This window comes from Kribbella sp. CA-253562, assembly GCF_050942265.1.
GTDB lineage: Bacteria > Actinomycetota > Actinomycetes > Propionibacteriales > Kribbellaceae > Kribbella.
On record NZ_CP192049.1, the window covers coordinates 156,806 to 176,979 of the forward strand.

Consider the following 20,174-nt stretch of genomic DNA (forward strand, 5'->3'; position numbering starts at 1 on the left):
TCCCGCTCGGTGGCGCCCGGCACCAGCCGGGCGCCACATCCGTTAGGAGCGGGTAATGCGGGTCAGTTGCGGTTGGAGGTGACGGGGCCGAGGCCAGGTCGGCCGTTCGGCCAGCGGCGGGCGTTGTCCCGGACCCGCCGGAGCCGGCCGAGCACGAGCTCGCGCTCGTCGGCCAGCTGGGACGTCCACAGGCTGTCGATCTCCAGGAGGTGGTCGGGCAGCGCTTCACGCAGCCGCCGCTTGCCCTCCTCCGTGAGAACCGCGAACGAACCGCGGGCGTCGTCGGGACAGGGCTCCCGACGCACCAGACCGAGGTTCTCGGCGCGGTCGACCAGCCGGGTGATGCCGCCGGTGGTGACGGTCAGCTCCCGGGCGAGTGAGGTGAGACGCTGCTTCTCCCCGTGGCTACGGGCAAGCCGCAGCAACAGTTCGAACATTGCCATTTGCAGACCACTGCGCTTCAGGGAATGGCGCATCAGATGATCGAGTTCGGCCGCTGCTTCACGCAGCAGGCCGTACGCGGTGATCACGTCGCTTTCCCAGGGTTCGGCGACGGGAGTGGGTTCTGCATCGGCGAGCGCTAGGGGCGAGCTAAGCGTAGGCGCGATGGTCATGCGCGGACTCTATTAGCTGACTAGGTCACTTCGCTACACGGGGTGACCTATCGGCTACAGGTCGAGACACGATCGAAGGATTTCCGAGCGTGACCAGCGGTGCCGGTACGCCGTAACTTGCCCCGCCTGTGGATAACTTCCGCGGCGGTCTCCCGATCTTTGCCAGCCTAGATCCGTCACGTCCACCGTCGCAGATCGGGGTCCCCGGATGACCGACCAGGAAACCCACCCGGCCCACACCCGCGGCACCATCGCCGCCGCCATCATCCTGTCCGCCGTCCTCATCTGCGGCGCCCTCCTCCTGTTCACCGACCGCTCAGCCCCGGCACAGGCCACGGGTACGACGTCCGCGAACAGCACAAAATCGACCGACAGTTCCGTTCCTTCTGTTTCTCTGCCCGCAACCGCCGCAACTTCTGCAGACACTTCAAGTCCAGAACAGAGCAGTGGTTGCGGACTCCCCGCCGGCGACCAAAACGTCCCGACAACAGCCCCCACAGCAGACGGCTGGGAAGTGAACCACCGCGTCGTCGTCCCCCGCTCAACCACCCACGGCCCCGCCAAAACCGACCCCGACGGCTTCCGGAGGTGCTTCGCCCACTCACCCACCGGCGCCCTCTTCGCCGCCTACAACGCCATCGCCGCCATCGGCGACCAGCACAAGGTCCTCACCACCGTCCCCAAACTCATGCTCCCCGGCCCCAACACCGACGCTCTGCTCAAAGAGCTCCGCGACGAGACCCCGACCGACAGCGAAGCCGTCCAACTGGCCGGCTACCGCATCCTCGACGCCATCACCGACCGCGTCACCGTCGTCCTCGCCGTCCCGGTCGAGTCGGAGTACATGAGCCTCAACCTCACCCTCGTCTGGCACCGCAGCGACTGGCGCGTGGTCCCGCCGCCACCGGGTGAACCGGTCGGTGCCCCGTTCTCCCAGCACCGCGACCTCGACGACTTCGTCACCTGGAAGGGACTCTGATGTGCAGCGTCACCGACCTCAGGTGCAGCATCAGCGAGGGCTTCGCCTCGGTCGTCAGCAACCAGTTCGAAAGCCTGGCCGGCAAGATCGGTGAACTGGCCAGCTCCGGCCTGGCCGCGGTGTCGACGTTCTGGATCAAGAACGACGCGGTCCAGCCCGATCCGATCGCGACCCAGCACGGCGACAGCTGGACGGCCAGCGAGCCGGTCGCTTTCCTGCACGACCGCACCCTCGCCCTGGCCGCCGCGGTGTTCGTGATCGCGGTCATCATCGCCGGCCTGCGGACCGCCTGGGAGCAGCGCGGCGAACCACTCCGCGAACTGCTCAAGTCCACGCTGATCCTCGTCCTGGTGGCCGGCGCCGGATCGGCGTTCATCCAGCTGCTGGTGGAGATCTCTGACGAGATCGCATTCTCCGTGATGAGCGACGCGCGCCTGGACACCACGGCGACGGACCAGGCGCTCGGCGAGGCGCTGTTCCAGGGCATCACCCTGTCCCGGGCCACCGCCGACCTCCCGCTCGTCGCAGGCATGTTCTTCGGCGTCGCCATCTTCATGGCGTCGGTGGTCCAGGTGATCCTGCTGCTGATCCGCTCGGCGATGCTGGTCCTGCTGGCCGGTACGTTCCCCCTGGCGGCCGCCGCGACGAACACGGAGATCGGCAAGGCCTGGTTCCGCAAGTACTGCGGCTGGGTGCTCGCGTTCATCGCCTACAAGCCCGCCGCCGCCCTGGTCTACGCCGCGGCGATCAAGATGACCGAAGCCGGGATCCGGCAGCCGTCCGGCAACACGCTGGTCAACGCGATGAGCGGGCTGATGATGATGCTGCTCGCGGTCTTCGCGCTGCCCGCGATGCTGCGCCTCGTCGCACCGGTCACCGCCGCGGTCGCCGGCGGCTCCGCGGGCAGCGGTGCCACCCTGGCCGATCCTGGCGGCCTGGCCACCGGCGCGATCAACGCCGGCCGCGGCGCACTCGGCAGCCGCCCAGGCGGCGGCGGTGGTCGCAGCGGGGGCGGAGGCGGCGGCGGAGGTGGAGGCGGCGGTGGCGGTGGTGGTGGTGGCCTGAAGGGTGCAGCCGCCGGCGCCATCGGTGTCGGCCTCGCCGCGGGCGGCGCCGCCCTGAGCCAAACCAAGAAGGCAGGCGGCGCCCTCGCCGGCGCGGCCGCCCACTCCGCCGGCGAACCCGGCGGCGGAGGCTCTCCGAGCCCGGGCGGCGGGAGCCGAGGCTGGAGCACCTCCCGCCGCCCACCCAAACCCATTAAGACCTCCAGCACCCCCACGACCCCCGCACCCGCTGGCCCCACCGGCAGCAACCCCTGACCCGCCGCATCCACTCACCACCCGCAGACCTCCACCACTCACCAATCCCGGTTGTCCGCGCCATGCCACGCTCGGCACGACGGTCACCAACGCCAGCCCCCGAGCTTGATGAGTGCTGGGCGTCCGCAGCCCGGGCCACCTACCGATCCAGGCAGCCGATCTGCGGCACCCGCCAACGACCGGCCGCCGCCGACAGACGGCTCCGCGCTCACCCCTCCCCGCCGTCCGCCGACCCCAACGAGCACGGAGGATGGTGCCATGCCTCTGGAACGCATCGCCCTGATCTCCGACGTCCACGGCAACCTGACCGCTCTCGAGGCGGTGCTCGCCGACATCGAGGCCCGGGGAATCCGGCGGATCTTCAACCTCGGCGACTACGTCGGCAAGGGCCCGCGCGGTCAAGCGGTCGTCGACCGGTGCCAGGAGGTCTGCGAGGTGAACATCCTCGGCAACTGGGACGACTTCCTGCCCGACCCGGCGCGCACCATCGACAACGAAGGCATGCGGTGGTGGAAGAACGAGCTGCGCGAGGACCAGTGGACCTGGCTGCGCGCGCTCCCGTTCTGCCACGACTTCGTGCTCAGCGGCCGGCAGATCCGCCTCTTCCATGCCTCCGCCGACACCGTCCACCACCGAACTCGCTTCGACCATGACGAGAAGGAGTTCCTCGCCATGTTCGAGAACACCCCGGCCACCGGCGACGGCCCGATCCCCACCGTCGTCGGCTACGGCGACACCCACGACGCCTACTGCGAAACCGACCTCGGCCGCACCCTGTTCAACACCGGCAGCGTCGGCAACTCCCTCGGTGACATCACACCCGTGTACGTCGTACTCGAAGGCGTCCCCGACAGCCCCGACCCGGCGCCGTTCTCCATCCAGTTCGTCCGCGTCCCGTACGACGCGGCCGCGGAACTGGAGGTCGCCCGCGCCCTGGGCATGCCCGAGCTGGACGGCTACGAGTCGGAGATCATCCACGGCGTCTACCGCGGCGACCTCTACGCAGGCGAGACGCCGACGTACCACCGGGTCTGAGTCGGCCCGCGGTAGGTCAGCGGACCAACAGCGCCTCGGAGCCGACCGGGACGTAGCCGGCGGCCAGGAACGCGCGGAGGGACGCGGCGTTGCCCGGGGTGACCTGAGCCCAGATGTGGGTCCCCGGCGGGACGAGAGCGCGGGCGGTGCGGGCGAGCAGACGGCCCTCGCCCTTGCCGCGCGCCGAGTCCGGAACCTCCAACGCGACCTCCTGCCGCCCGGCCAGCCCAAGTCCGGTGAGCACGATCGCCCCCGTGGCTGTCGTGTACGCGCGCACGTCGTCCCGGTAACGCCGCGCCCGCCGGATTCGAGGGTGCGACTCATCAGTGAACGGCGTGAGGCCCGCCAGCAGGTCGGCGCGTTCGGACTCGTCCGTGAGTGCCGGCGCGAGCAGCAGCGCGTCGATGCCGTTGACCGCGCGACCGGTCAGCTGTTCGAGGGCGTACAGGAACGGCGGGTTGAGCGGCGCCGCCAGGTCCGACCGGTCGAGGTGTTGCGCGATCCACTCCGGCGTGACATCGGCCGCGACGACGAGGTGGCCGGTCAGGCCGATCACGCAGGTGTCGCGAGCCGACGGTGCCGGTACGACGGACGTGGTCAGATCGGGGGCCGGGAAGACGCCGTGTTCGATCCCGCGCAGAATGTCGGCCAGAGTTGTCATCACGGGCCATTCTGGAGGAGACCCCGCCACGGCTCGCAGTGAGGTTCTAGGGTTCGCCCACCGGCGGGCCGGGATGGAGGCACCATGCGCAAGCCGCAGCGGAGCAAGGCCGACGGGCTGCCCGAGCGGGTGACGATCTACGAGGTCGGCCCGCGGGACGGCCTGCAGAACGAGGACGCGATCGTCGACGTCGTCGTGAAGGCCGAGTTCGTCCGCCGGCTCGCCGGCGCGGGCCTGACGACGATCGAGACCACCAGCTTCGTGCACCCCAAGTGGGTTCCGCAGTTGGCCGACGCCGCCGAACTGCTCGCGACGCTCGACCTGCCCGACACCGTCCGCGCACCCGTCCTGGTCCCGAACGAGCGCGGCCTCGACCGCGCGCTTGAAGCCGGCGTCCGGGAGATCGCGATCTTCGCCAGCGCCACCGAGACGTTCGCGAAGAAGAACCTGAACTCGACGCTGGACGAGCAGTTCGCGATGTTCACGCCGACCGTCGAGCGCGCGCTCGCGTCCGGGCTGGCGGTCCGCGGCTACGTCTCGATGTGTTACGGCGACCCGTGGGAGGGCGACGTACCGGTCGGGCAGGTCGTCGAAGTCACCCGGCGCCTCGCCGATCTCGGCTGCCACGAACTGTCCCTCGGTGACACCATCGGCGTCGCCACGCCCGGCCAGGTCATCGAGCTGATCGACGCGCTGCAGCAGGCCGGCGTCGGCGTCGACTCGCTCGCCGTCCACTTCCACGACACCTACGGCCAGGCGCTCGCCAACACCCTCACCGCCCTGCGCGAAGGCGTCACCACCGTCGACAGCTCGGCCGGCGGCCTGGGCGGTTGCCCGTACGCCGAATCCGCCACCGGCAACCTCGCCACCGAAGACCTCGTCTGGCAGCTCGACGGCCTCGGCATCGAAACCGGCGTCCACCTGGAGAAGCTGGTCGCCACCAGCGTCTGGATGTCCCAGCAACTCGGCAAACCACCCGCCAGCCGAGTAGTCCAAGCCCTCGCCGGCTAGCTCGGTCTCCATCCAGTCTGAACCGCCCACCGCTCCGCGCCTGCCATCAGCACGTCGGTGGCAGGCGCCTTGATCTGCCCGTACGCCGCCAACTCCGGCACGCTCACCGCAAGCCTCCGCTTGAACCCACCCCACCCGATCCGAGCCACGTCGTCCGCCCGCAGGTAATCCCGAAACAACAGGGCGTACCGAGCCCCCGCCCCACCCTCCAGCCGCACGTGCACATTGCAGGTCCGGGCTCCAGCGGCCGGCGCGAAGACGAGCTTGGGCGACTCGACACCGCTCGACACCTCGACCCGATTCCACGGCTCAGGGCGCAAGCGAACCCGGCGTCCGCCAGCGGCTCGACCACCCCGTCGAGCGATCCCACCCGTACCTGCACGTCGATGCAGTCCTTCGCGCACAACCCCGGCACCGAGGTCGATCCGACATGATCGACCGCCACAGCGAGCCCTCCGACCGCTGCCCGCACCTGCTCGGCGATCACCGCGAACGCATGCGGCCAATCCGCGCGGTACTCGACCACAGCAACGTCGGAGCGCTCGTCGGCGAATGGCATCCTCCGATGCTGGCAGACCGGTCGCTCAGCGGGCCGCCGGAGTCAGTCGGGTGAGCGGCAGGTTTTCGCGCGTGCGCTCGTCGGCCGGTGTCTCGACGAACATCACCAGATCGGGATGCGCGGGCACGGCAAGCTCCGTCAGCGTGAACCGCAGTTCGCCGGCCACCGGGTGCAGCAGGTGCCGGGGCCGTGGCTCGCACTCGGCGACCTCGTGCCGCATCCACAACTCGTCGAACTCAGGGCTCAGCTTGCGCAGCCGAGCGATGTCGGTCTCCCAGGCCGGGTCGCCGAGATGTTCGGCGTACGCCGACCGCAGGCGCGCGACCAGGTACGGGACCTCGGTGTCGTAGTTCAGCAGTCGCCGGCGGGCGAGTGGCTCGGTGACGATGCACCAGAGCAGGTTCTTGTGGATGCACGGCAGCGTGTGCCAGTCGTGGAACAGATCACCGAACGCGTCGTTCGCCCCGAGGATGTCGAACCGCCGGTTGGTGATCACCGCCGGCAGCGGGTCGAGCGCGGTCACGATCTCCGCCATCACCAACTCGTTCGCGCAGGCGGTCGTGCGCGGCTTGACCGGTGTCGCCTCGGCCAGCCGATACAGGTGCTCGCGCTCGGCGTCGCTCAGCCGCAGCGTCGTCGCCACCGCGTCGAGCACCTGGCCGCTGACGTTGATCGGCCGTCCCTGCTCGAGCCACGTGTACCAGGTGACGCCGACCCCGGCCAGCTGCGCGAGCTCCTCCCGCCGCAGTCCCGGCGTACGACGACGCCCGCCCGCGGGCAGCCCGACCGCAGTGGGGGTCACCTGGGCGCGCCGTGCCTTCAGGAACTCGCCGAGTTCGGCCCGTCGGTTGCTCACCGGACGATCGTCGCACCGACCGGCGACAGTTTCACCGGGAATTCAGCGCGACTCCGCGGGGCCGGCCGGCGTCCCCCAAGTGGTCAGGCAGAACGGGTGCCCGGCCGGGTCGACGTAGACGCGGAACACGTCCGGCGACGGCTGCAGCACGGTTTTCGTCCCGCCTGCCGCCAGGACGGCGGTCTCGGTCGCGTCCAGGTCGGGCGTCTTGAAGTCGAGGTGGCACTGCTGCGGCACCCGCGGATCAGGCCACGTCGGCGCCCGGTAGTTCAAGTCGCGCTGGAAGCCGAGGCTCGCGCCGTCCAGCCGGAGCTCCACGAAGGTCTCGCTCACGACCGCGAGCGAGCCGCCGCAGATCGCCTGGTAGAACGTCGCCAGCTCCAGCGGCTCCGGGCAGTCCAGCGTCGGACCCCAGAACGCCGCGACTCCGCTCACGGCTCGATCGGCCGCTGGATCCGCCGTACCAGGCTCTTGTCGGCGTACTGGCCGATCCGGTACGTCGACCAGCCGTCCACGCCACCGCCGACCACCCCGCCGAGCAGCGGCACCCGCCGCGTGAGCGTCACGGCCATCCGCTTGCCGCTGATCCGGGCGATCAGCTCACCGACCACCTCGCCCGACACCAGCCGATCCAGCTCCGGGTCGAACACCGGCGCCGTCGCGATCGCGAGCGGCGACGTCGGCAGGCTCTCCTTCTTCAGCCGGTCGGTGACGCCGTCCTCACCCAGCAGGCAGGTGATCACCGCGGTCCGGACCCGGGGGTCGCCGAGGTCGTAGCCGCGCAGGTGAGCGATCGCGGCGACCATCCGCGCCTGCACGATCGCCAGGCCGGTGAGGTTGGCCGGCAACGCGACCGGAAGCGTGACCAGCCCGCCGATGCTGGTGACGAACCCCTGCACCCCGGCGAGCCGGATGTGCTGGTCGATCACCGCCTCGATCGCGACCGCGACGTCGCCACCGGACTTGTCCATCTTGGCCTCGGCGATCTTCTCCGCGCCGGGAAACCGCTGGTACCCGTCGATCGCGACTTCCAGCACCTGCCGGAGGATCCCGGCGGCAGCCTGCGGCGCGAACCGCTGGGCGGCGGGCGCGAGACTGCTGGCGACGAACCTTGCTACTCCGGCCACGGTTCTCCTCGAGGCTTGGGTCGGACCCGCCACCCGGCCTCCGCGGGTGACGCACTCTCAAGACTACGTGGCCGCACCGCCCACGCCACTCGGGACAATCCCGGACCGCGCCCTGACCGATGATCGTTGGCCGAGCCACTGCTCGGCGTTCCAGGCCTCGAAACGCTCGACCTCGGTGAAACCCAGCTTCGCCGCGAGGCTCATGGAGCTGACGTTGGCGGACTGAGTGGTGAGCACCACCGGCTCGCCGGGAAGGACCTGGTCGAACCAGTCGAGTGCCGCCGCGCAGGCCTCCGCGGCGTACCCGAAGCCCCAGGCGTGTGGCAGGAACAGGTAGCCGAGATCGGCCTTACCCGCGGCCGCCGGGCGATGCTGCTCGCCCGCTCTCCTGAGCAGGATCTGGCCGATCATCGCGGTCTCGAGCTCGACCACGAAACTCCCGGGCCAGCGCTCGGGCACCTCGGGCAGTTCGCGCTCGAGCTCGGCGCGCGGCCGTGGCCCGCCGAGATAGGTGTGCACCTCCGGCGACGCCAGCAGGTCGACGAACGCCGCCCGGTCGCGAGCCTCGGGCTCGCGGAGCACGAGCCGCTCGGTCCTGATCGGTTGCGGTGGCCAGTTGACGGGTCCGAGGGCTTCCACGGCCGGAAATCTACCCACGAGCCCGCCCGCCGTACGCCCCTGACGGCCGTGCGGGAGGATGGAGGGGTGCCTGTCGAACCGCCTGCTTCCGTCTGGGAGTTCCCGCCGGTCGCGGTGGCCGGGAGTGGGGACGTCGTCGCGGCCGGTGCCGATCTCGAGCCCGGGACCGTGCTGGCGGCGTACCGGCGTGGGCTGTTCCCGATGCCGGACAGCAACGGGCCGCTGCTGTGGTGGTCGCCGCTGGAGCGCGGGGTGATCGAGGTCGCCGGGTTCCGTCCGTCGCGGTCGTTGCGCCGGGCCCGGCAGCGGTTCGAGATCCGGGTGAACACGGCGTTCGACCAGGTCATCCGCGCTTGCGCCGATCCGCGCCGGCCGGGCTCGTGGATCGACGCGGACATCATCGCGGCGTACACCCGGCTGCACCGGATGGGCTGGGTGCACTCGGTCGAGGCCTGGGACGGCGACGAGCTGGCCGGCGGCCTGTACGGCGTGGCGATCGGCGGGCTTTTCGCGGGCGAGTCGATGTTCCACCACAAGACCGACGGTTCGAAGGCGGCCGTCGCGGGGCTGGTCGAGCTGCTCGACGACAAGTACGCCGCCGAGCGAGTCTTCGACATCCAGTGGGTCACCGACCACCTGGCGACGCTCGGCGCGATCTCGATCCCGCGCGAGCAGTACGTCCGGCGCGTCCGGCGCGCGCTCGAACTCCCGCTGCCCGAGGCATTCGCCTAGATGTACTGACTCGCGAGGTTGTTGATTCGGTCGATGGGTCGTTGGCCGCCGATGCCGGTGTGGGGTCGTTCTAGGTTGTAGTGGTTGAGCCATGCTGGCAAGGCGGTGGTGCGTTGCTGGTTGGTGTTGTAGGGGCGGGCGTAGGCCCATTCGGTGGCCAGGGTGCGGTTGAGGCGTTCGGCTTTGCCGTTGGTCCAGGGGCAGTGGGGTTTGATGAGCTTGAGCTGGATGCCGAGGCTGGCGGCGGTGTCGAGGAAGATTCGGGCGAGGCGGTAGTTCTTGGCGTTGTCGGTGATGACGCGTTCGACGGTGATGCCGTGGGTGGCGTAGAAGGCGGTTGCGCGGGTCAGGAATGCTGCGCAGGTGGGGCCTTTTTCGTCGTCGTGGATCTCGGCGTAGGCCAGGCGGGAGTGGTCGTCGATGGCGGTGTGGACGTAGTCGTAGCCCAGGCCGCGTTGAGTGGCGGGGCGGGCACCGCGGCCGTGGGCTTTCCAGCCGCCGCCGTCGGGGATTCGGCCGAGTTTCTTGACGTCGATGTGGACCAGCGACCCTGGATAGGGGTGTTCGTAGCGGTTGGCTGTGCGGCGCGAGGCCCGGATTACCGCGCCGGTGATCGGGTCGCACTCGCGCAGCAGCGGGGTGTGGTGGCGCGTGAGGATCCGGCCAATGGTCGCGGCCGGCACTCCGGCCCGGCGGGCCAGGTCGACCGGTCCGCGTCGGGTCAGGTGCCGCCAGATCCGGACCCGGGTCTCGGTGCACGGTGGGGTGCGGTGCGGGCACGACCGCGGCCGAGACGAACGATCGACCAGCCCGGCCTGGCCCTGGTCTTGGTAGCGGCGCCACCACCGCCACGCACACGTGCGTGACACACCCATCTCAGCCGCGACATGAGCCACCGCGCGCCCTGCCGCGATCCGCCGAACCATAATCAATCTCCCCGCTGGAGTCAGCCGGGCATTAGCGTGGGACACAGAGACCTCCGTGGACCGAGTGGAAAGCCGTCAGACAGCTCCCACCCGACACGGAGGTCTCGCCCTACGTCAACAACCTCCTGGGTCAGTACACCTAGACACGCCCCAGCCCGAGGAACGCGGCGTGCTCACCGATCGCCGCCTCGAACAGTTCGTCGGCCGGGTCGAAGGTCCCGACGAACTGCCCGAACAGCTCGAAGCTGACCAGCCCGAACACCTGCGCCCAGACCATCCCCGTCCGCAGCAGCACTGCCTTCGGTACGCCGGGAGCCGCCTGCTCGAGCGGCTTCACCTGTTCCACCAGTGCGCCAGTGGGCTCGACGGCGTCGTCGGGCACCACCAGTACGCCGCTGTCCTGCGCTCGCTGCAGCACCCCGAGCAGACAGATCGCGACGCGTGACGCGGGCTGAACCGTGGTCTGCGGCGCGCTGTACCCCGGCACCGGCGACCCGTAGATCAGCGCGTACTCGTGGGGGTGCTGCTTCGCCCACGCGCGGATGGCTCGGCAGGCCGCGAGCCAGGCCGACAGCGGGTTCGCCACACCGGCGGCCGCCTTCTCGGTCGCGGCGCCGAGCGCGTCGTACGCGTCGATGATCAGCGCGGTGAGCAGGTCGTCGCGGCTCGGGAAGTACCGGTAGAGCGCGGACGAGACCATGCCCAGCTCCCGGGAGACCGCGCGCAGCGAGAGCCGCTCGGCGCCGTCGGTGGCGAGCTGGCGGCGAGCGGTGTCCTTGATCTCCCGGGTCAGCTCGGCCCGGGCCCTGTCACGTGCGGTGCGGCCGGCGTTCATGCTCCGTAGTCTGCCATGACCAGTGCACTGAAGCGAGAGCAGTGCTCTTGACTTTGATCATGCGTCAGTGTTCACTGATCACAACAGAGAGCGCCGCTCTCGCTTTCGGGAAAGGCCCACCGCCATGAAGCAGCAGTACGACAAGAACCGCGTCGTCACCTCCGGCCACCGCAGCATGCTGGTCTTCAACAAGCTGGTCGCCGGACTGACCAACCTCGGCGTCAGCCTGATGGGCAGCAGGGTCTTGTCGGTCCGCGGCCGCAAGTCCGGCCAGTGGCGCAGTACGCCGGTCAACCTGCTGACGCTCGACGGCCAGCCGTACCTGGTCGCCCCGCGCGGGCACGTCCAGTGGGTCCGCAACCTGCGCGCCAACCCCGAGGCCCGGCTGCGGCTCGGCCGGAGCATCGAGGTGTTCCAGGCGGTCGAGTTGGCCGACGCCGACAAGCCCGAGATCCTCCGGCTCTACCTGAAGAAGTGGGCCTGGGAGGTCGGCGCGTTCTTCGAGGGCGACGTGGACAAGAACTCGTCCCTGGAGACCCTGCTGGCGGTCGCTCCCGGCGTACCGGTCTTCAAGATCACCAAGGCCTGACGGGCGGGATGCCAAGATGGCCAGATGATCAGTTCCGAGCAGTTGACCGCGGCACCCAAGGTGCTGCTGCACGATCACCTGGACGGCGGCCTGCGGCCCGCGACGATCGTCGAGCTGGCCAAGGAGATCGGGCACCGGCTGCCGCGGACCGATCCCGCCGAGCTCGGCGAGTGGTTCGTCGAGTCGGCCGACTCCGGGTCGCTGGAGCGCTACCTGGAGACCTTCGACCACACCGTCGCGGTGATGCAGAACGCCGAGGCGATCAGCCGGATCGCCAGTGAGTGTGTGCAGGACCTGGCCGCGGACGGTGTCGTGTACGCCGAGATCCGGTACGCGCCCGAGCAGCACCTGACGGCGGGGCTGTCGCTGCAGCAGGTGGTCGACGCGGTCCGCGAAGGCTTCGAGCACGGCATGGCGAACGCCGAACGCCCGATCGTCGCCCGCCAGCTGCTGACCGCGATGCGGCACCAGGCCCGCTCGATGGAGATCGCCGAGCTGGCCGTCGCCTACCGCGACGCCGGGGTGGTCGGCTTCGACATCGCCGGCGCGGAGGCGGGCTACCCGCCCACCCGGCACCTGGACGCCTTCGAGTACCTGCAGCGCGAGAACGCGCACTTCACCATCCACGCCGGCGAAGCCTTCGGCCTGCCGTCGATCTGGCAGGCGATCCAGTGGTGCGGCGCCGACCGCCTCGGCCACGGCGTCCGGATCATCGACGACATCACCGAGAACCCCGACGGCAGCGTCGAGCTCGGCCGGCTGGCGGCGTACGTCCGCGACCGCCGGATCCCGCTGGAGATGTGCCCGAGCAGCAACCTGCAGACCGGCGCCGCGACCTCGATCGCCGAGCACCCGATCGGCCTGCTCACCAAGCTCCGCTTCCGGGTCACGGTCAACACCGACAACCGCCTGATGAGCGGCACCTCGATGTCCCGCGAACTCGCCCTGCTCGCCGACGCCTTCGACTACGGCCTGACCGATTTCCGCTGGTTCGCGATCAACGCGATGAAGTCCGCCTTCATCCCCTTCGACGAGCGGCTCGCGATCATCGACCAGATCATCAAGCCCTGGTACGCCGCCGAACTGAACCCCTGACCCGCAACCGCGGGCTTCGAGCCACTCCTTCAGCCTGGCTAGGTTGGCCGGCATCTCCCTGCGGGCTTCGGGCTTGCCGACCAGCGGCACAAGCAGCTTGCCGATCCCGTGACCGGTGAAGTCGACGTTGTCGTCGAAGCCGGGCCCTACCGGCGCCGACGACTGCCGAGTCGGCGAGTGCTGGATCACCTGACCTCAGGTGTACTGGTTGTCCCGGTAAGCGCTGCCGTTGCAGGCCAGGGTCGTGCCGTTCGTCCTGAGGATGCACACCATCACGATGACGCTCGCCACTCGCTTGCCGCCGGAATAGACGATGTCTCCGAAGTTGGTGCCGTCGCCGCCACAGCCGTTGCTGTCCACCTTCCAGCTGCTGGCACCGGTAGTTCCGTCGGTTAACACCCACGAAGCCCGGCCCCGGACCGGAAGGTTGTCGCCGGGACAGATGTCGCGCACGGTGAAGTCCTTGAAGACGACCCTCGTCGCGCTGGTGAAGTCGACCGTCGTGCGGACGGACCCGGCGTGCCGTACCGGGTGCTGAATCACTTGACATCAGTTACCCGACGGCAAATACTCGATCTCAAGTAATCGAGATCGAGGAGGGGTGATGGGCCGGCGCAAGGTGGGCAATCCGCTGGCGTTCGCCGTGCTCGGCAGTCTCGGTGAGCGGCCGATGCATCCGTACGAGATCTCGACGATGCTCAAGGCCCGGGGCAAGGACGGCAGCATCAAGCTCAACTACGGCTCGCTGTACTCGGTCGTCACGGCGCTGGAGAAGAACGGGTTCGTCGAGGCCGTCGAGACCGTGCGCGAGGGCAATCGGCCCGAGCGGACTGTCTACGCGATCACCCAGGCCGGCCGGGAGGAGTTCGACGACTGGCTGGCCGAGCTGCTCGGGACGCCGGAGAAGGACTTCAGCCAGCTCGAAGCCGGACTGGCCTACCTGCCGGCCTTCGCGCCGGACCGCGTCGCCGAGCTGCTGGAGCGGCGGGCCGGCGTACTGGAGCAGGAGATCGCGAAGCTCGAGGGCATGCACGACGTGATGCGCTCGAAGAAGCTGCCCGAGGTCTTCTGGATCGAGTCGGAGTTCCGGGTCGAGCTGCTGCGGACCGAGGTCAGGTTCGCGCGGCGGCTGGCGGAGCGGATCCGGACCGACGACCTGGAGGGCACCGCGTTCTGGCGCCGTACCCATGACCTGGTCGCCGAGCTCGGCGTCCAGCCGGCCGACCTGTTGAAGGATCCGGTCAAGTACTTCGGTGACGACTTCGCCTGGTTGCGGGAGGTCCCACCGGAAGCACAGTGAGAAACGGCCCCCGGCCCGAGGTGCGGCAACACCTGGGTCGAGGGCCGTCAGTTCCTCGAGCCGGTCCCGAAGGACCTGATGACCCAAGGTGCACTCATCAGGATAGACGGATCGGCTCCTCATCCCCGAAGGAGTCATCATGGTCAGTTACGCCCTGACGGCCGTCGATCTGGTCAAGACCTACCCGGGAGCCCGTCGCGGCCCGGCGGTCCGGGCCCTCGACGGCCTCACGTTCGCGGTGCCGGAAGGGGTCGTGCTCGGTCTGCTCGGACCGAACGGCGCCGGCAAGTCCACCACCGTCAAGATCCTCACCACCTTGTCCCGCGCCGACTCCGGTACGGCGCTCGTCGCCGGGTACGACGTCAACCGCGCGCAGGACGACGTCCGGCACGTCATCGGCTACGTGCCGCAGAAGGCCAGCTCGGACCCGATGGCCACCGGCCTGGAGAACCTCGTGCTCAGCGGACGCATCCACGGCCTGTCCCGGTCCACGGCCACCAGCCGTGCGCGGGAACTGCTGGAGCGCTTCGGCCTCACCGACCACGCGTCCAGGCAGGTCCGCACGTACTCCGGCGGTCAGCAGCGCCGGCTCGACGTCGCCCTCGGGCTGGTCCACCGGCCGCGGGTGCTGTTCCTCGACGAGCCGACGACGGGTCTGGACCCCGAAGCGCGCGCCGACCTGTGGGCCGAGGTCCGCCAGCTCGCCGGGGACGAAGGACTCACGGTGCTGCTCACCACGCACTACCTGGAGGAGGCCGACCGGCTCGCCGATCAACTGGCGATCGTCGACCACGGCAAGGTCGTTGCCGAGGGCACCCCCGAAGGACTGAAGGCCGAGCTGCACGGCGACACGGTCCAGGTCGAGCTGGTCGACGCGGACGTCGACGGCTCGGTCCGCTCGTTGCTGGCGGGGCTGCCCGGGATCGCTGAGATAGTTGTCGAGGGCAACTCCCTGCGGGCTCGCGTGGAGCACGGCGCGACCGCCGTACCGGCGGTGCTGGGAGCCCTTGAGGACAAGGCGATTCCGGTCAGCGCAGTCACGGTGTCGCGGCCGTCGCTGGACGACGTGTACCTGAGCTACACCGGCCGATCGTTCCAGGCCGCGGAAGCGCAGGTGGCGTGATGACCACGATCACCGAGCCTCGCGCGGGGCTGCTGGCGCACACCGGATTCATCACCACTCGCTGGTTGCGGGCGCAGTTCCGGTCGCCGGCGCTGATCGCGTTCACGCTGGTGCAGCCGGCGATCTGGCTGCTGCTGTTCGGGCAGCTGTTCCAGGGCATCGTCGACCTGCCGGGCTTCGGCACCTCGTCGTACATCGCCTATCTCACGCCGGGCATCGTGATGATGACCGCGCTGATGTCGAGCGGCTGGAACGGCACCACCTTCATCACCGACATGGAGCGCGGGGTGATGGACCGCATGCTGGCCTCGCCGGTACGCCGGGCGGCGCTGATGGCGGGCCAGTTGATCAGCAACGGCATCAGTACGGCGATCCAGGCCGTGCTCGTGTTCGGCATCGGGTTCGCCGCCGGCGCACGGTACGACGGAGGACCGGCCGGATTCCTGGTCACGGTCGCGGCCTCGGTGCTGATCGGTACGGCGTTCGGCTCGCTGTCCAACGCGGTCGCCCTGCTCACCCGGCAGCAGGAGGCGCTGATCGGCATCTCCCAGTTCGTCTCGCTGCCGCTGACGTTCCTGTCGTCGATCATGATCGACCCTAAGCTCGCGCCGCACTGGGTCGAGGTCGCCGCGCGCTTCAACCCGGTCGACTGGGCGACGATCGCCGCCCGCGAGTCCCTGTCCGCGAACCCCGACTGGTCCTCGGCGGGCCGCCACGGCCTGTACCTGCTGGCCTTCACGCTCGTCGTCGCCTACCTGTCCACTCGGGCCTTCCGCACCTACCAGCGCTCGGTCTAGCGGCACCTGCGGGCCGGCCCGGAGGTGGCCGGCCCGTCAGGCGGTCTGGAAGGTCCGGCGGTAGTTCTGCGGCGGGACTCCGACGACGCGCCGGAAATGGTGCCGCAGCAGGGCGGCGGTGCCGAAGCCGGCCTCGGCGGCGATCTGTTCGATGCCCAGGGAGGTCTGCTCGAGCAGCGTGCGGGCGTGCAGGACGCGCTGGGTGGTGACCCACTTGAGCGGGGTCGTGCCGGTCTCGGCGACGAAGCGGCGGGCGAAGGTGCGCTCCGACATCTGCGCCCGGCGGGCGAGGTCGGGCACGGTGTGTTCGACGGTCAGGTTGGCGACCATCCAGTCGAGCACCGGCTGCAGGCTCTCGCCGGACGACTCGGGCACCGGGACGTCGACGTACTGGCGCTGGCCGCCGTCGCGCTGCGGCGGAACGACCATCCGGCGGGCGATCCGGGTCGCGACCGCGCTGCCCAGTTCGCGCCGGACCAGGTGCAGGCACGCGTCGATGCCGGCCGCCGTACCGGCGCTGGTGATGATGTTGCCGTCGTCGACGAACAGCACGTCCGGGTCGAGCTGGGCGCGCGGGTAGCGCTCGCGGAAGAGCGAGGCGTAGCGCCAGTGGGTCGCGCACTTGCGCCCGTCGAGCAGCCCGGCCGCGCCGAGCACGAACGCGCCGGAGCAGACCGTCAGCAGGATCGCGCCGCGGGCCTCGGCTTTGCGCAGGGCGTCCAGGATGCGTTCGTCGTAGGCCTCGCGCCAGGTGGTGGCCGGCAGGGCGACCAGATCGGCGTCCTCGAGCTCGTCCAGCCCGTACGGCGCGACGACGGCGGAGTGGCTGCTCGTCCGCAGCGGTTCACCCGGGCGGGTCGAGCACACCTTGAAGTCGAAGGCGGGCACGCCGTCGTCGGTCCGGTCGATGCCGAACACCTCCGAGAGCACGCCGAACTCGAACACGGCGACGTCCTCCATCAGCACCACAGCGATCTTGCGCAGCATGCGAGCCATTATGGCAGAATTTTGCCGAAGGTGGTCAGTAGTGCCAATTGTGGCGGAATCTGTCTCATAGCAAGATTACTGCCATGACCGGAATCGTAGTTCTCGTTGTCCTCGCACTGGCCATCGTCGCCGCTCTCGAGGTCAGCAACCGGCGCCACTCCACCGCTCTCCGGAACGGTCCGAGCGGCAGCTGGGACGCTGACGACCGCGACCTGGCCAGGACCAAGCTCGACCTGCTCGCCCTCGGCGAGTCGGCCAAGCCCTTCACCCACAAGCCCGCCTCCACCCCCAGCGCGGTGGCGCACATCCGCCGCGCCCAGCTGTCCACGTCGCACGGCCGTCACGCCGCATGAGGTCCGCTGTCTCCGCTGGAAATTCTCAGCGGGGACAGCGGGCGTTGTGCCACAGTCACCCACCATGGACGACTACCGCGAGGTCAATCGGCAGAGCTGGGACGAGCGAGTCGCGGCGCACGCCGCGTCCCCGGACTACAAGCTGGCGCGGTTCGAGCAGGACCCGGAGTTCATCTCCGACGTGGTGCGGTTCGATCTGCCGCGACTGGGCGACGTTCGCGGGTTGCGGGGCGTGCACCTGCAGTGTCACATCGGGACCGACACCGTCTCACTGGCCCGGCTGGGCGCGCGGATGAGCGGGCTCGACTTCTCCGGGCCGGCCGTCGCGCAGGCGCAGTCCTTCGCGGACAAGCTGGGGCTGGACATCGACTTCCACCAGGCCGACGTGTACGACGCTGTCGAGGTGCTCGGCGCGGCGTCGTACGACCTGGTCTTCACCGGGATCGGGGCGCTCGGCTGGTTGCCCAGCATCGACCGGTGGGCGCGGACGGTGAGTGGTTTGCTGAAGCCGGGCGGGCGGCTGTTCATCCGCGAGGGGCACCCGATGCTCTGGGCCCTCGGCACCGACGACGAGACCCGGTTGACCGTCGACTACCCCTACTTCGAGACCCAGGAACCGATGGTCTGGGACGAGGGCGGGACCTACGTGCAGACCGAGGTGCAGTTCCAGCACAACGTGACCCACGAGTGGAACCACGGCCTCGGGGAGATCGTGACCGCGCTGTTCGCGCACGGGCTGCAGCTCACCGCGCTCGAGGAGCACGACAGCGCGCCGTGGGTGCCGCTGCCGGGCAAGATGACCAAGGACGCCGACTTCGACGAGTGGCGGCTGACCGATCGGCCCGAGCGCCTGCCCTGCACCTACACGCTGCAGGCCGTCAAGCTCTGAGGCGTACGGCGGGACGCCGCAGACCCGGCGAGGTCTTCCTGCTCGCCGGGCCGGGCGGAGTTCGTCACGGCCCTCAGTGCGTGTTGCGCCGCTGCTGGACCTTCTGGAACATCTCCTTGGCCTTGCGCTGGTTCTCCGGCTTGCTGAGCTCACGCTGGGCGACCTGCACCAGCTTCGCGACCACAGCACCCTTGACCAGTGTCTTCACGAAACCCATCGGGGGCCTCCTTCTCTGCTTCCCTCGAAGGTAGCGGCTCAGGCCAAGAAACCCGCTCGGGTAAACGCCTGACCGACCCCCGGGTTTCCGCCGGGAGGTGCCCTGAAACCCCTACTGGCGAGTCTGGGAACTGTCGGTGCGGTACGGCACACTGTTCACGTGCCCGAGTTGCCGGAAGTCGAGTCGCTGGCGGGGTTCCTGCGGGAACGTGCCGTCGGGCGGGCGATCGTGCGTGCCGACATCACCGCGATCAGCGCGCTGAAGACCTACGACCCGCCGATCTCCGCGCTGACCGGCCTGCTGATCGACGACGTCAGCCGGCACGGCAAGTTCCTCGACCTCGAGGCGTCCGGCATCCACCTGGTGATCCATCTGGCCCGGGCCGGCTGGCTGCGCTGGCGTGAGCAGCAGTCGACCGCGCTGGTCCGGCCGGGCAAGGGTCCGATCGCCTGCCGGGTGGTGCTGGACGACGAGTCCGGCTTCGACCTGACCGAGGCCGGCACGCAGAAGAAGCTCGCGGTGTACGTCGTGCGCGACGTCAACGAGGTGCCGGGCATCGCCAAGCTCGGTCCCGACCCGTTCACGCTGTCACCCGAGGACTTCGCCGGCATCCTGCGCGACGCCGGCCGGGTCCAGCTCAAGGGCGTGCTGCGCAACCAGTCGGTGATCGCCGGGATCGGCAACGCCTACTCCGACGAGATCCTGCACGTGGCGAAGATGAGCCCGTTCAAGCCGGCGTCCAACCTGACCGACGACGAACTGCACGTGCTCTACACGGCGATGCGGGAGACCTTGCGCGACGCGGTCGACCGGTCCAAGGGGCTGGCCGCGCAGGACCTGAAGTCGGAGAAGAAGAGCGGGCTGCGGGTGCACGGCCGCAAGGGCGAGAAGTGCCCGGTCTGCGGTGACATCGTTCGCGAGGTGAGCTTCGCCGACTCCTCCCTGCAGTACTGCGCGACCTGTCAGACCGGCGGCAAACCGCTGGCCGACCGCCGCCTGTCGAAGCTGCTCAAGTAGCCGGGCGCGGCCGCGGCCGAGTGCTGTGCACGCCCGGGAACCGACGAGGTCCGAGAGGCTGCGATGATCGGGGTATGACGCAGAACCCGATGATTCCCGCCGTCGTCGTCGCCGACGTGGACGACGACCTGCTGGCCGAGGCCTTCGTGCTCGACGTGCGGGAGCCGGACGAGTGGAACAGCGGTCACATCGAAGGCGCCACCCACATCCCGCTCGGCCAGCTGCAGCAGCGGGTCGGCGAGGTGCCGCTCGGGCAGAAGGTGCTGTGCGTGTGCGCGGTCGGCGGGCGCTCCGGCGTCGCGACCCAGTACCTGCTCTCCGAGGGCCGCGAGGCGATCAACCTGGACGGCGGCATGCACGCCTGGCAGTCCTACGGCCGCCCGGTCGCCACCGACTGAGCCAACGCTTGACCGCCCGGTAGTTGCATCAATCTGGGTAGGAAATCTTCCGGTCGACCACCGGAGACGTTACTTTGTCACCGGTCGGTCGATCGGCGTACACCTGCGCCTCACAC

The 20,174-nt window shown here is 69.6% G+C and carries 26 protein-coding genes and 1 pseudogene; 14 read left to right on the forward strand and 13 right to left on the reverse strand.

Annotation, left to right across the window (positions count from 1 at the left end):
* Positions 1-62: 62 nt before the first annotated feature.
* Positions 63-614 carry a MarR family winged helix-turn-helix transcriptional regulator gene (locus tag ACQPXM_RS00720; protein WP_237771545.1) on the reverse strand — a complete coding sequence of 184 codons (552 nt, stop codon included), beginning with the start codon at positions 612-614 and terminating at the stop codon, positions 63-65.
* A 208-nt stretch (positions 615-822) separates the two neighbouring features.
* Between ACQPXM_RS00720 and ACQPXM_RS00725 the strand changes: the two genes are divergently transcribed.
* The 3 genes from ACQPXM_RS00725 (at position 823) to ACQPXM_RS00735 (ending at position 3,947) form a co-directional block, all read left to right on the forward strand.
* Positions 823-1,593 carry a hypothetical protein gene (locus ACQPXM_RS00725; RefSeq protein WP_432943644.1) on the forward strand — a complete coding sequence of 257 codons (771 nt, stop codon included), beginning with the start codon at positions 823-825 and terminating at the stop codon, positions 1,591-1,593.
* Positions 1,593-2,912, forward strand: a complete 1,320-nt coding sequence (locus ACQPXM_RS00730; RefSeq protein WP_432943646.1) for a type IV secretion system protein — start codon at positions 1,593-1,595, stop codon at positions 2,910-2,912. The genes ACQPXM_RS00725 and ACQPXM_RS00730 overlap by 1 nt, the downstream gene beginning before the upstream one ends.
* Before the next feature lie 258 nt (positions 2,913-3,170).
* Positions 3,171-3,947: a metallophosphoesterase family protein gene (locus ACQPXM_RS00735; RefSeq protein ID WP_432943648.1), complete on the forward strand. Its 777-nt coding sequence runs from the start codon at positions 3,171-3,173 to the stop codon at positions 3,945-3,947.
* Between the two features lie 16 nt (positions 3,948-3,963).
* Here ACQPXM_RS00735 and ACQPXM_RS00740 read toward each other — a convergent pair whose 3' ends face one another.
* Positions 3,964-4,608: a GNAT family N-acetyltransferase gene (locus ACQPXM_RS00740; RefSeq protein WP_432943650.1), complete on the reverse strand. Its 645-nt coding sequence runs from the start codon at positions 4,606-4,608 to the stop codon at positions 3,964-3,966.
* An 84-nt stretch (positions 4,609-4,692) separates the two neighbouring features.
* Here ACQPXM_RS00740 and ACQPXM_RS00745 point away from each other — a divergent pair, with 84 nt between their 5' ends.
* A complete protein-coding gene (locus ACQPXM_RS00745) occupies positions 4,693-5,619 on the forward strand; it encodes a hydroxymethylglutaryl-CoA lyase (protein WP_432943652.1) in 927 nt (308 codons plus the stop codon).
* Here ACQPXM_RS00745 and ACQPXM_RS00750 read toward each other — a convergent pair.
* From ACQPXM_RS00750 to ACQPXM_RS00775, 6 genes and pseudogenes are all read right to left on the reverse strand, one after another.
* Positions 5,616-6,023: a GrpB family protein gene (locus ACQPXM_RS00750; RefSeq protein ID WP_432951191.1), complete on the reverse strand. Its 408-nt coding sequence runs from the start codon at positions 6,021-6,023 to the stop codon at positions 5,616-5,618. The genes ACQPXM_RS00745 and ACQPXM_RS00750 overlap by 4 nt on opposite strands.
* Positions 5,972-6,178 (reverse strand): annotated as a pseudogene (locus tag ACQPXM_RS00755) (GrpB family protein); the annotation flags it as partial. The gene ACQPXM_RS00750 and the pseudogene ACQPXM_RS00755, both read right to left, overlap by 52 nt.
* Before the next feature lie 25 nt (positions 6,179-6,203).
* Positions 6,204-7,034, reverse strand: a complete 831-nt coding sequence (locus tag ACQPXM_RS00760; RefSeq protein WP_432943654.1) for a helix-turn-helix transcriptional regulator — start codon at positions 7,032-7,034, stop codon at positions 6,204-6,206.
* Between the two features lie 42 nt (positions 7,035-7,076).
* Positions 7,077-7,469 (reverse strand): VOC family protein, encoded by a 393-nt coding sequence (locus ACQPXM_RS00765; RefSeq protein ID WP_432943656.1) that lies wholly within the window; start codon positions 7,467-7,469, stop codon positions 7,077-7,079.
* On the reverse strand, positions 7,466-8,161 hold the full coding sequence (locus ACQPXM_RS00770; protein ID WP_432943657.1) for an EcsC family protein: 696 nt from the start codon (positions 8,159-8,161) through the stop codon (positions 7,466-7,468). Before ACQPXM_RS00770 ends, ACQPXM_RS00765 begins: the two co-directional genes overlap by 4 nt.
* Positions 8,162-8,224: 63 nt before the next feature.
* Positions 8,225-8,800, reverse strand: a complete 576-nt coding sequence (locus tag ACQPXM_RS00775) for a GNAT family N-acetyltransferase (RefSeq protein ID WP_432943659.1) — start codon at positions 8,798-8,800, stop codon at positions 8,225-8,227.
* Positions 8,801-8,866: 66 nt separating this feature from the next.
* Here ACQPXM_RS00775 and aat point away from each other — a divergent pair, with 66 nt between their 5' ends.
* The gene (gene aat / locus ACQPXM_RS00780) at positions 8,867-9,532 is read left to right on the forward strand and encodes a leucyl/phenylalanyl-tRNA--protein transferase (RefSeq protein WP_432943661.1); all 666 of its coding nucleotides are present in this window, start codon (positions 8,867-8,869) and stop codon (positions 9,530-9,532) included.
* On the opposite strand, the gene ACQPXM_RS00785 is transcribed toward aat, so the two are convergent.
* Together ACQPXM_RS00785 and ACQPXM_RS00790 are read right to left on the reverse strand one after the other, a co-directional pair.
* On the reverse strand, positions 9,529-10,503 hold the full coding sequence (locus tag ACQPXM_RS00785) for an IS481 family transposase (protein WP_432939363.1): 975 nt from the start codon (positions 10,501-10,503) through the stop codon (positions 9,529-9,531). The two genes, aat and ACQPXM_RS00785, sit on opposite strands and share 4 nt — an antisense overlap.
* 94 nt (positions 10,504-10,597) lie before the next feature.
* On the reverse strand, positions 10,598-11,293 hold the full coding sequence (locus ACQPXM_RS00790) for a TetR/AcrR family transcriptional regulator (protein ID WP_432943663.1): 696 nt from the start codon (positions 11,291-11,293) through the stop codon (positions 10,598-10,600).
* A 124-nt stretch (positions 11,294-11,417) separates the two neighbouring features.
* Between ACQPXM_RS00790 and ACQPXM_RS00795 the strand changes: the two genes are divergently transcribed.
* Together ACQPXM_RS00795 and ACQPXM_RS00800 are read left to right on the forward strand one after the other, a co-directional pair.
* Positions 11,418-11,882 (forward strand): nitroreductase family deazaflavin-dependent oxidoreductase, encoded by a 465-nt coding sequence (locus tag ACQPXM_RS00795; RefSeq protein ID WP_432943665.1) that lies wholly within the window; start codon positions 11,418-11,420, stop codon positions 11,880-11,882.
* 24 nt (positions 11,883-11,906) lie between these two features.
* Positions 11,907-12,977 carry an adenosine deaminase gene (locus tag ACQPXM_RS00800; protein WP_432943667.1) on the forward strand — a complete coding sequence of 357 codons (1,071 nt, stop codon included), beginning with the start codon at positions 11,907-11,909 and terminating at the stop codon, positions 12,975-12,977.
* A 195-nt stretch (positions 12,978-13,172) separates the two neighbouring features.
* Here ACQPXM_RS00800 and ACQPXM_RS00805 read toward each other — a convergent pair whose 3' ends face one another.
* The gene (locus tag ACQPXM_RS00805) at positions 13,173-13,520 is read right to left on the reverse strand and encodes a hypothetical protein (RefSeq protein WP_432943669.1); all 348 of its coding nucleotides are present in this window, start codon (positions 13,518-13,520) and stop codon (positions 13,173-13,175) included.
* A 61-nt stretch (positions 13,521-13,581) separates the two neighbouring features.
* Between ACQPXM_RS00805 and ACQPXM_RS00810 the strand changes: the two genes are divergently transcribed.
* The 3 genes from ACQPXM_RS00810 (at position 13,582) to ACQPXM_RS00820 (ending at position 16,197) form a co-directional block, all read left to right on the forward strand.
* A complete protein-coding gene (locus tag ACQPXM_RS00810; protein ID WP_432943671.1) occupies positions 13,582-14,277 on the forward strand; it encodes a helix-turn-helix transcriptional regulator in 696 nt (231 codons plus the stop codon).
* A 139-nt stretch (positions 14,278-14,416) separates the two neighbouring features.
* Positions 14,417-15,400: an ATP-binding cassette domain-containing protein gene (locus tag ACQPXM_RS00815; RefSeq protein ID WP_432943673.1), complete on the forward strand. Its 984-nt coding sequence runs from the start codon at positions 14,417-14,419 to the stop codon at positions 15,398-15,400.
* The gene (locus ACQPXM_RS00820) at positions 15,400-16,197 is read left to right on the forward strand and encodes an ABC transporter permease (RefSeq protein ID WP_432943675.1); all 798 of its coding nucleotides are present in this window, start codon (positions 15,400-15,402) and stop codon (positions 16,195-16,197) included. The genes ACQPXM_RS00815 and ACQPXM_RS00820 overlap by 1 nt, the downstream gene beginning before the upstream one ends.
* A gap of 36 nt (positions 16,198-16,233) precedes the next feature.
* Here ACQPXM_RS00820 and ACQPXM_RS00825 read toward each other — a convergent pair whose 3' ends face one another.
* Positions 16,234-17,184 carry a helix-turn-helix domain-containing protein gene (locus ACQPXM_RS00825; protein WP_432943677.1) on the reverse strand — a complete coding sequence of 317 codons (951 nt, stop codon included), beginning with the start codon at positions 17,182-17,184 and terminating at the stop codon, positions 16,234-16,236.
* Positions 17,185-17,267: 83 nt separating this feature from the next.
* Between ACQPXM_RS00825 and ACQPXM_RS00830 the strand changes: the two genes are divergently transcribed.
* Both ACQPXM_RS00830 and ACQPXM_RS00835 read left to right on the forward strand, forming a co-directional pair.
* Positions 17,268-17,537, forward strand: a complete 270-nt coding sequence (locus ACQPXM_RS00830) for a hypothetical protein (RefSeq protein WP_432943679.1) — start codon at positions 17,268-17,270, stop codon at positions 17,535-17,537.
* 64 nt (positions 17,538-17,601) lie between these two features.
* Positions 17,602-18,426, forward strand: a complete 825-nt coding sequence (locus tag ACQPXM_RS00835) for a class I SAM-dependent methyltransferase (RefSeq protein WP_432943681.1) — start codon at positions 17,602-17,604, stop codon at positions 18,424-18,426.
* A 73-nt stretch (positions 18,427-18,499) separates the two neighbouring features.
* Here ACQPXM_RS00835 and ACQPXM_RS00840 read toward each other — a convergent pair whose 3' ends face one another.
* A complete protein-coding gene (locus ACQPXM_RS00840; protein ID WP_432943683.1) occupies positions 18,500-18,643 on the reverse strand; it encodes a hypothetical protein in 144 nt (47 codons plus the stop codon).
* Positions 18,644-18,802: 159 nt separating this feature from the next.
* Here ACQPXM_RS00840 and ACQPXM_RS00845 point away from each other — a divergent pair, with 159 nt between their 5' ends.
* Positions 18,803-19,660 carry an Fpg/Nei family DNA glycosylase gene (locus ACQPXM_RS00845; RefSeq protein WP_432943685.1) on the forward strand — a complete coding sequence of 286 codons (858 nt, stop codon included), beginning with the start codon at positions 18,803-18,805 and terminating at the stop codon, positions 19,658-19,660.
* A gap of 74 nt (positions 19,661-19,734) precedes the next feature.
* Positions 19,735-20,058 (forward strand): rhodanese-like domain-containing protein, encoded by a 324-nt coding sequence (locus tag ACQPXM_RS00850; RefSeq protein ID WP_432943687.1) that lies wholly within the window; start codon positions 19,735-19,737, stop codon positions 20,056-20,058.
* Positions 20,059-20,174 lie beyond the last annotated feature (116 nt).

Excerpts from the sequence above, each read along its gene's own strand:
- ACQPXM_RS00815 (WP_432943673.1), top strand. The coding sequence starts at position 14,417 with ATGGTCAGTTACGCCCTGACGGCCGTCGATCTGGTCAAGACCTACCCG.
- ACQPXM_RS00850 (WP_432943687.1), top strand. The coding sequence starts at position 19,735 with ATGACGCAGAACCCGATGATTCCCGCCGTCGTCGTCGCCGACGTGGAC.
- ACQPXM_RS00720 (WP_237771545.1), bottom strand. The coding sequence starts at position 614 with ATGACCATCGCGCCTACGCTTAGCTCGCCCCTAGCGCTCGCCGATGCA.
- ACQPXM_RS00790 (WP_432943663.1), bottom strand. The coding sequence starts at position 11,293 with ATGAACGCCGGCCGCACCGCACGTGACAGGGCCCGGGCCGAGCTGACC.
- ACQPXM_RS00820 (WP_432943675.1), top strand. The coding sequence starts at position 15,400 with ATGACCACGATCACCGAGCCTCGCGCGGGGCTGCTGGCGCACACCGGA.
- ACQPXM_RS00725 (WP_432943644.1), top strand. The coding sequence starts at position 823 with ATGACCGACCAGGAAACCCACCCGGCCCACACCCGCGGCACCATCGCC.
- ACQPXM_RS00745 (WP_432943652.1), top strand. The coding sequence starts at position 4,693 with ATGCGCAAGCCGCAGCGGAGCAAGGCCGACGGGCTGCCCGAGCGGGTG.
- ACQPXM_RS00810 (WP_432943671.1), top strand. The coding sequence starts at position 13,582 with ATGGGCCGGCGCAAGGTGGGCAATCCGCTGGCGTTCGCCGTGCTCGGC.
- ACQPXM_RS00740 (WP_432943650.1), bottom strand. The coding sequence starts at position 4,608 with ATGACAACTCTGGCCGACATTCTGCGCGGGATCGAACACGGCGTCTTC.
- ACQPXM_RS00840 (WP_432943683.1), bottom strand. The coding sequence starts at position 18,643 with ATGGGTTTCGTGAAGACACTGGTCAAGGGTGCTGTGGTCGCGAAGCTG.
- ACQPXM_RS00730 (WP_432943646.1), top strand. The coding sequence starts at position 1,593 with ATGTGCAGCGTCACCGACCTCAGGTGCAGCATCAGCGAGGGCTTCGCC.
- ACQPXM_RS00830 (WP_432943679.1), top strand. The coding sequence starts at position 17,268 with ATGACCGGAATCGTAGTTCTCGTTGTCCTCGCACTGGCCATCGTCGCC.
- ACQPXM_RS00795 (WP_432943665.1), top strand. The coding sequence starts at position 11,418 with ATGAAGCAGCAGTACGACAAGAACCGCGTCGTCACCTCCGGCCACCGC.
- ACQPXM_RS00800 (WP_432943667.1), top strand. The coding sequence starts at position 11,907 with ATGATCAGTTCCGAGCAGTTGACCGCGGCACCCAAGGTGCTGCTGCAC.
- ACQPXM_RS00825 (WP_432943677.1), bottom strand. The coding sequence starts at position 17,184 with ATGCTGCGCAAGATCGCTGTGGTGCTGATGGAGGACGTCGCCGTGTTC.
- ACQPXM_RS00735 (WP_432943648.1), top strand. The coding sequence starts at position 3,171 with ATGCCTCTGGAACGCATCGCCCTGATCTCCGACGTCCACGGCAACCTG.
- ACQPXM_RS00835 (WP_432943681.1), top strand. The coding sequence starts at position 17,602 with ATGGACGACTACCGCGAGGTCAATCGGCAGAGCTGGGACGAGCGAGTC.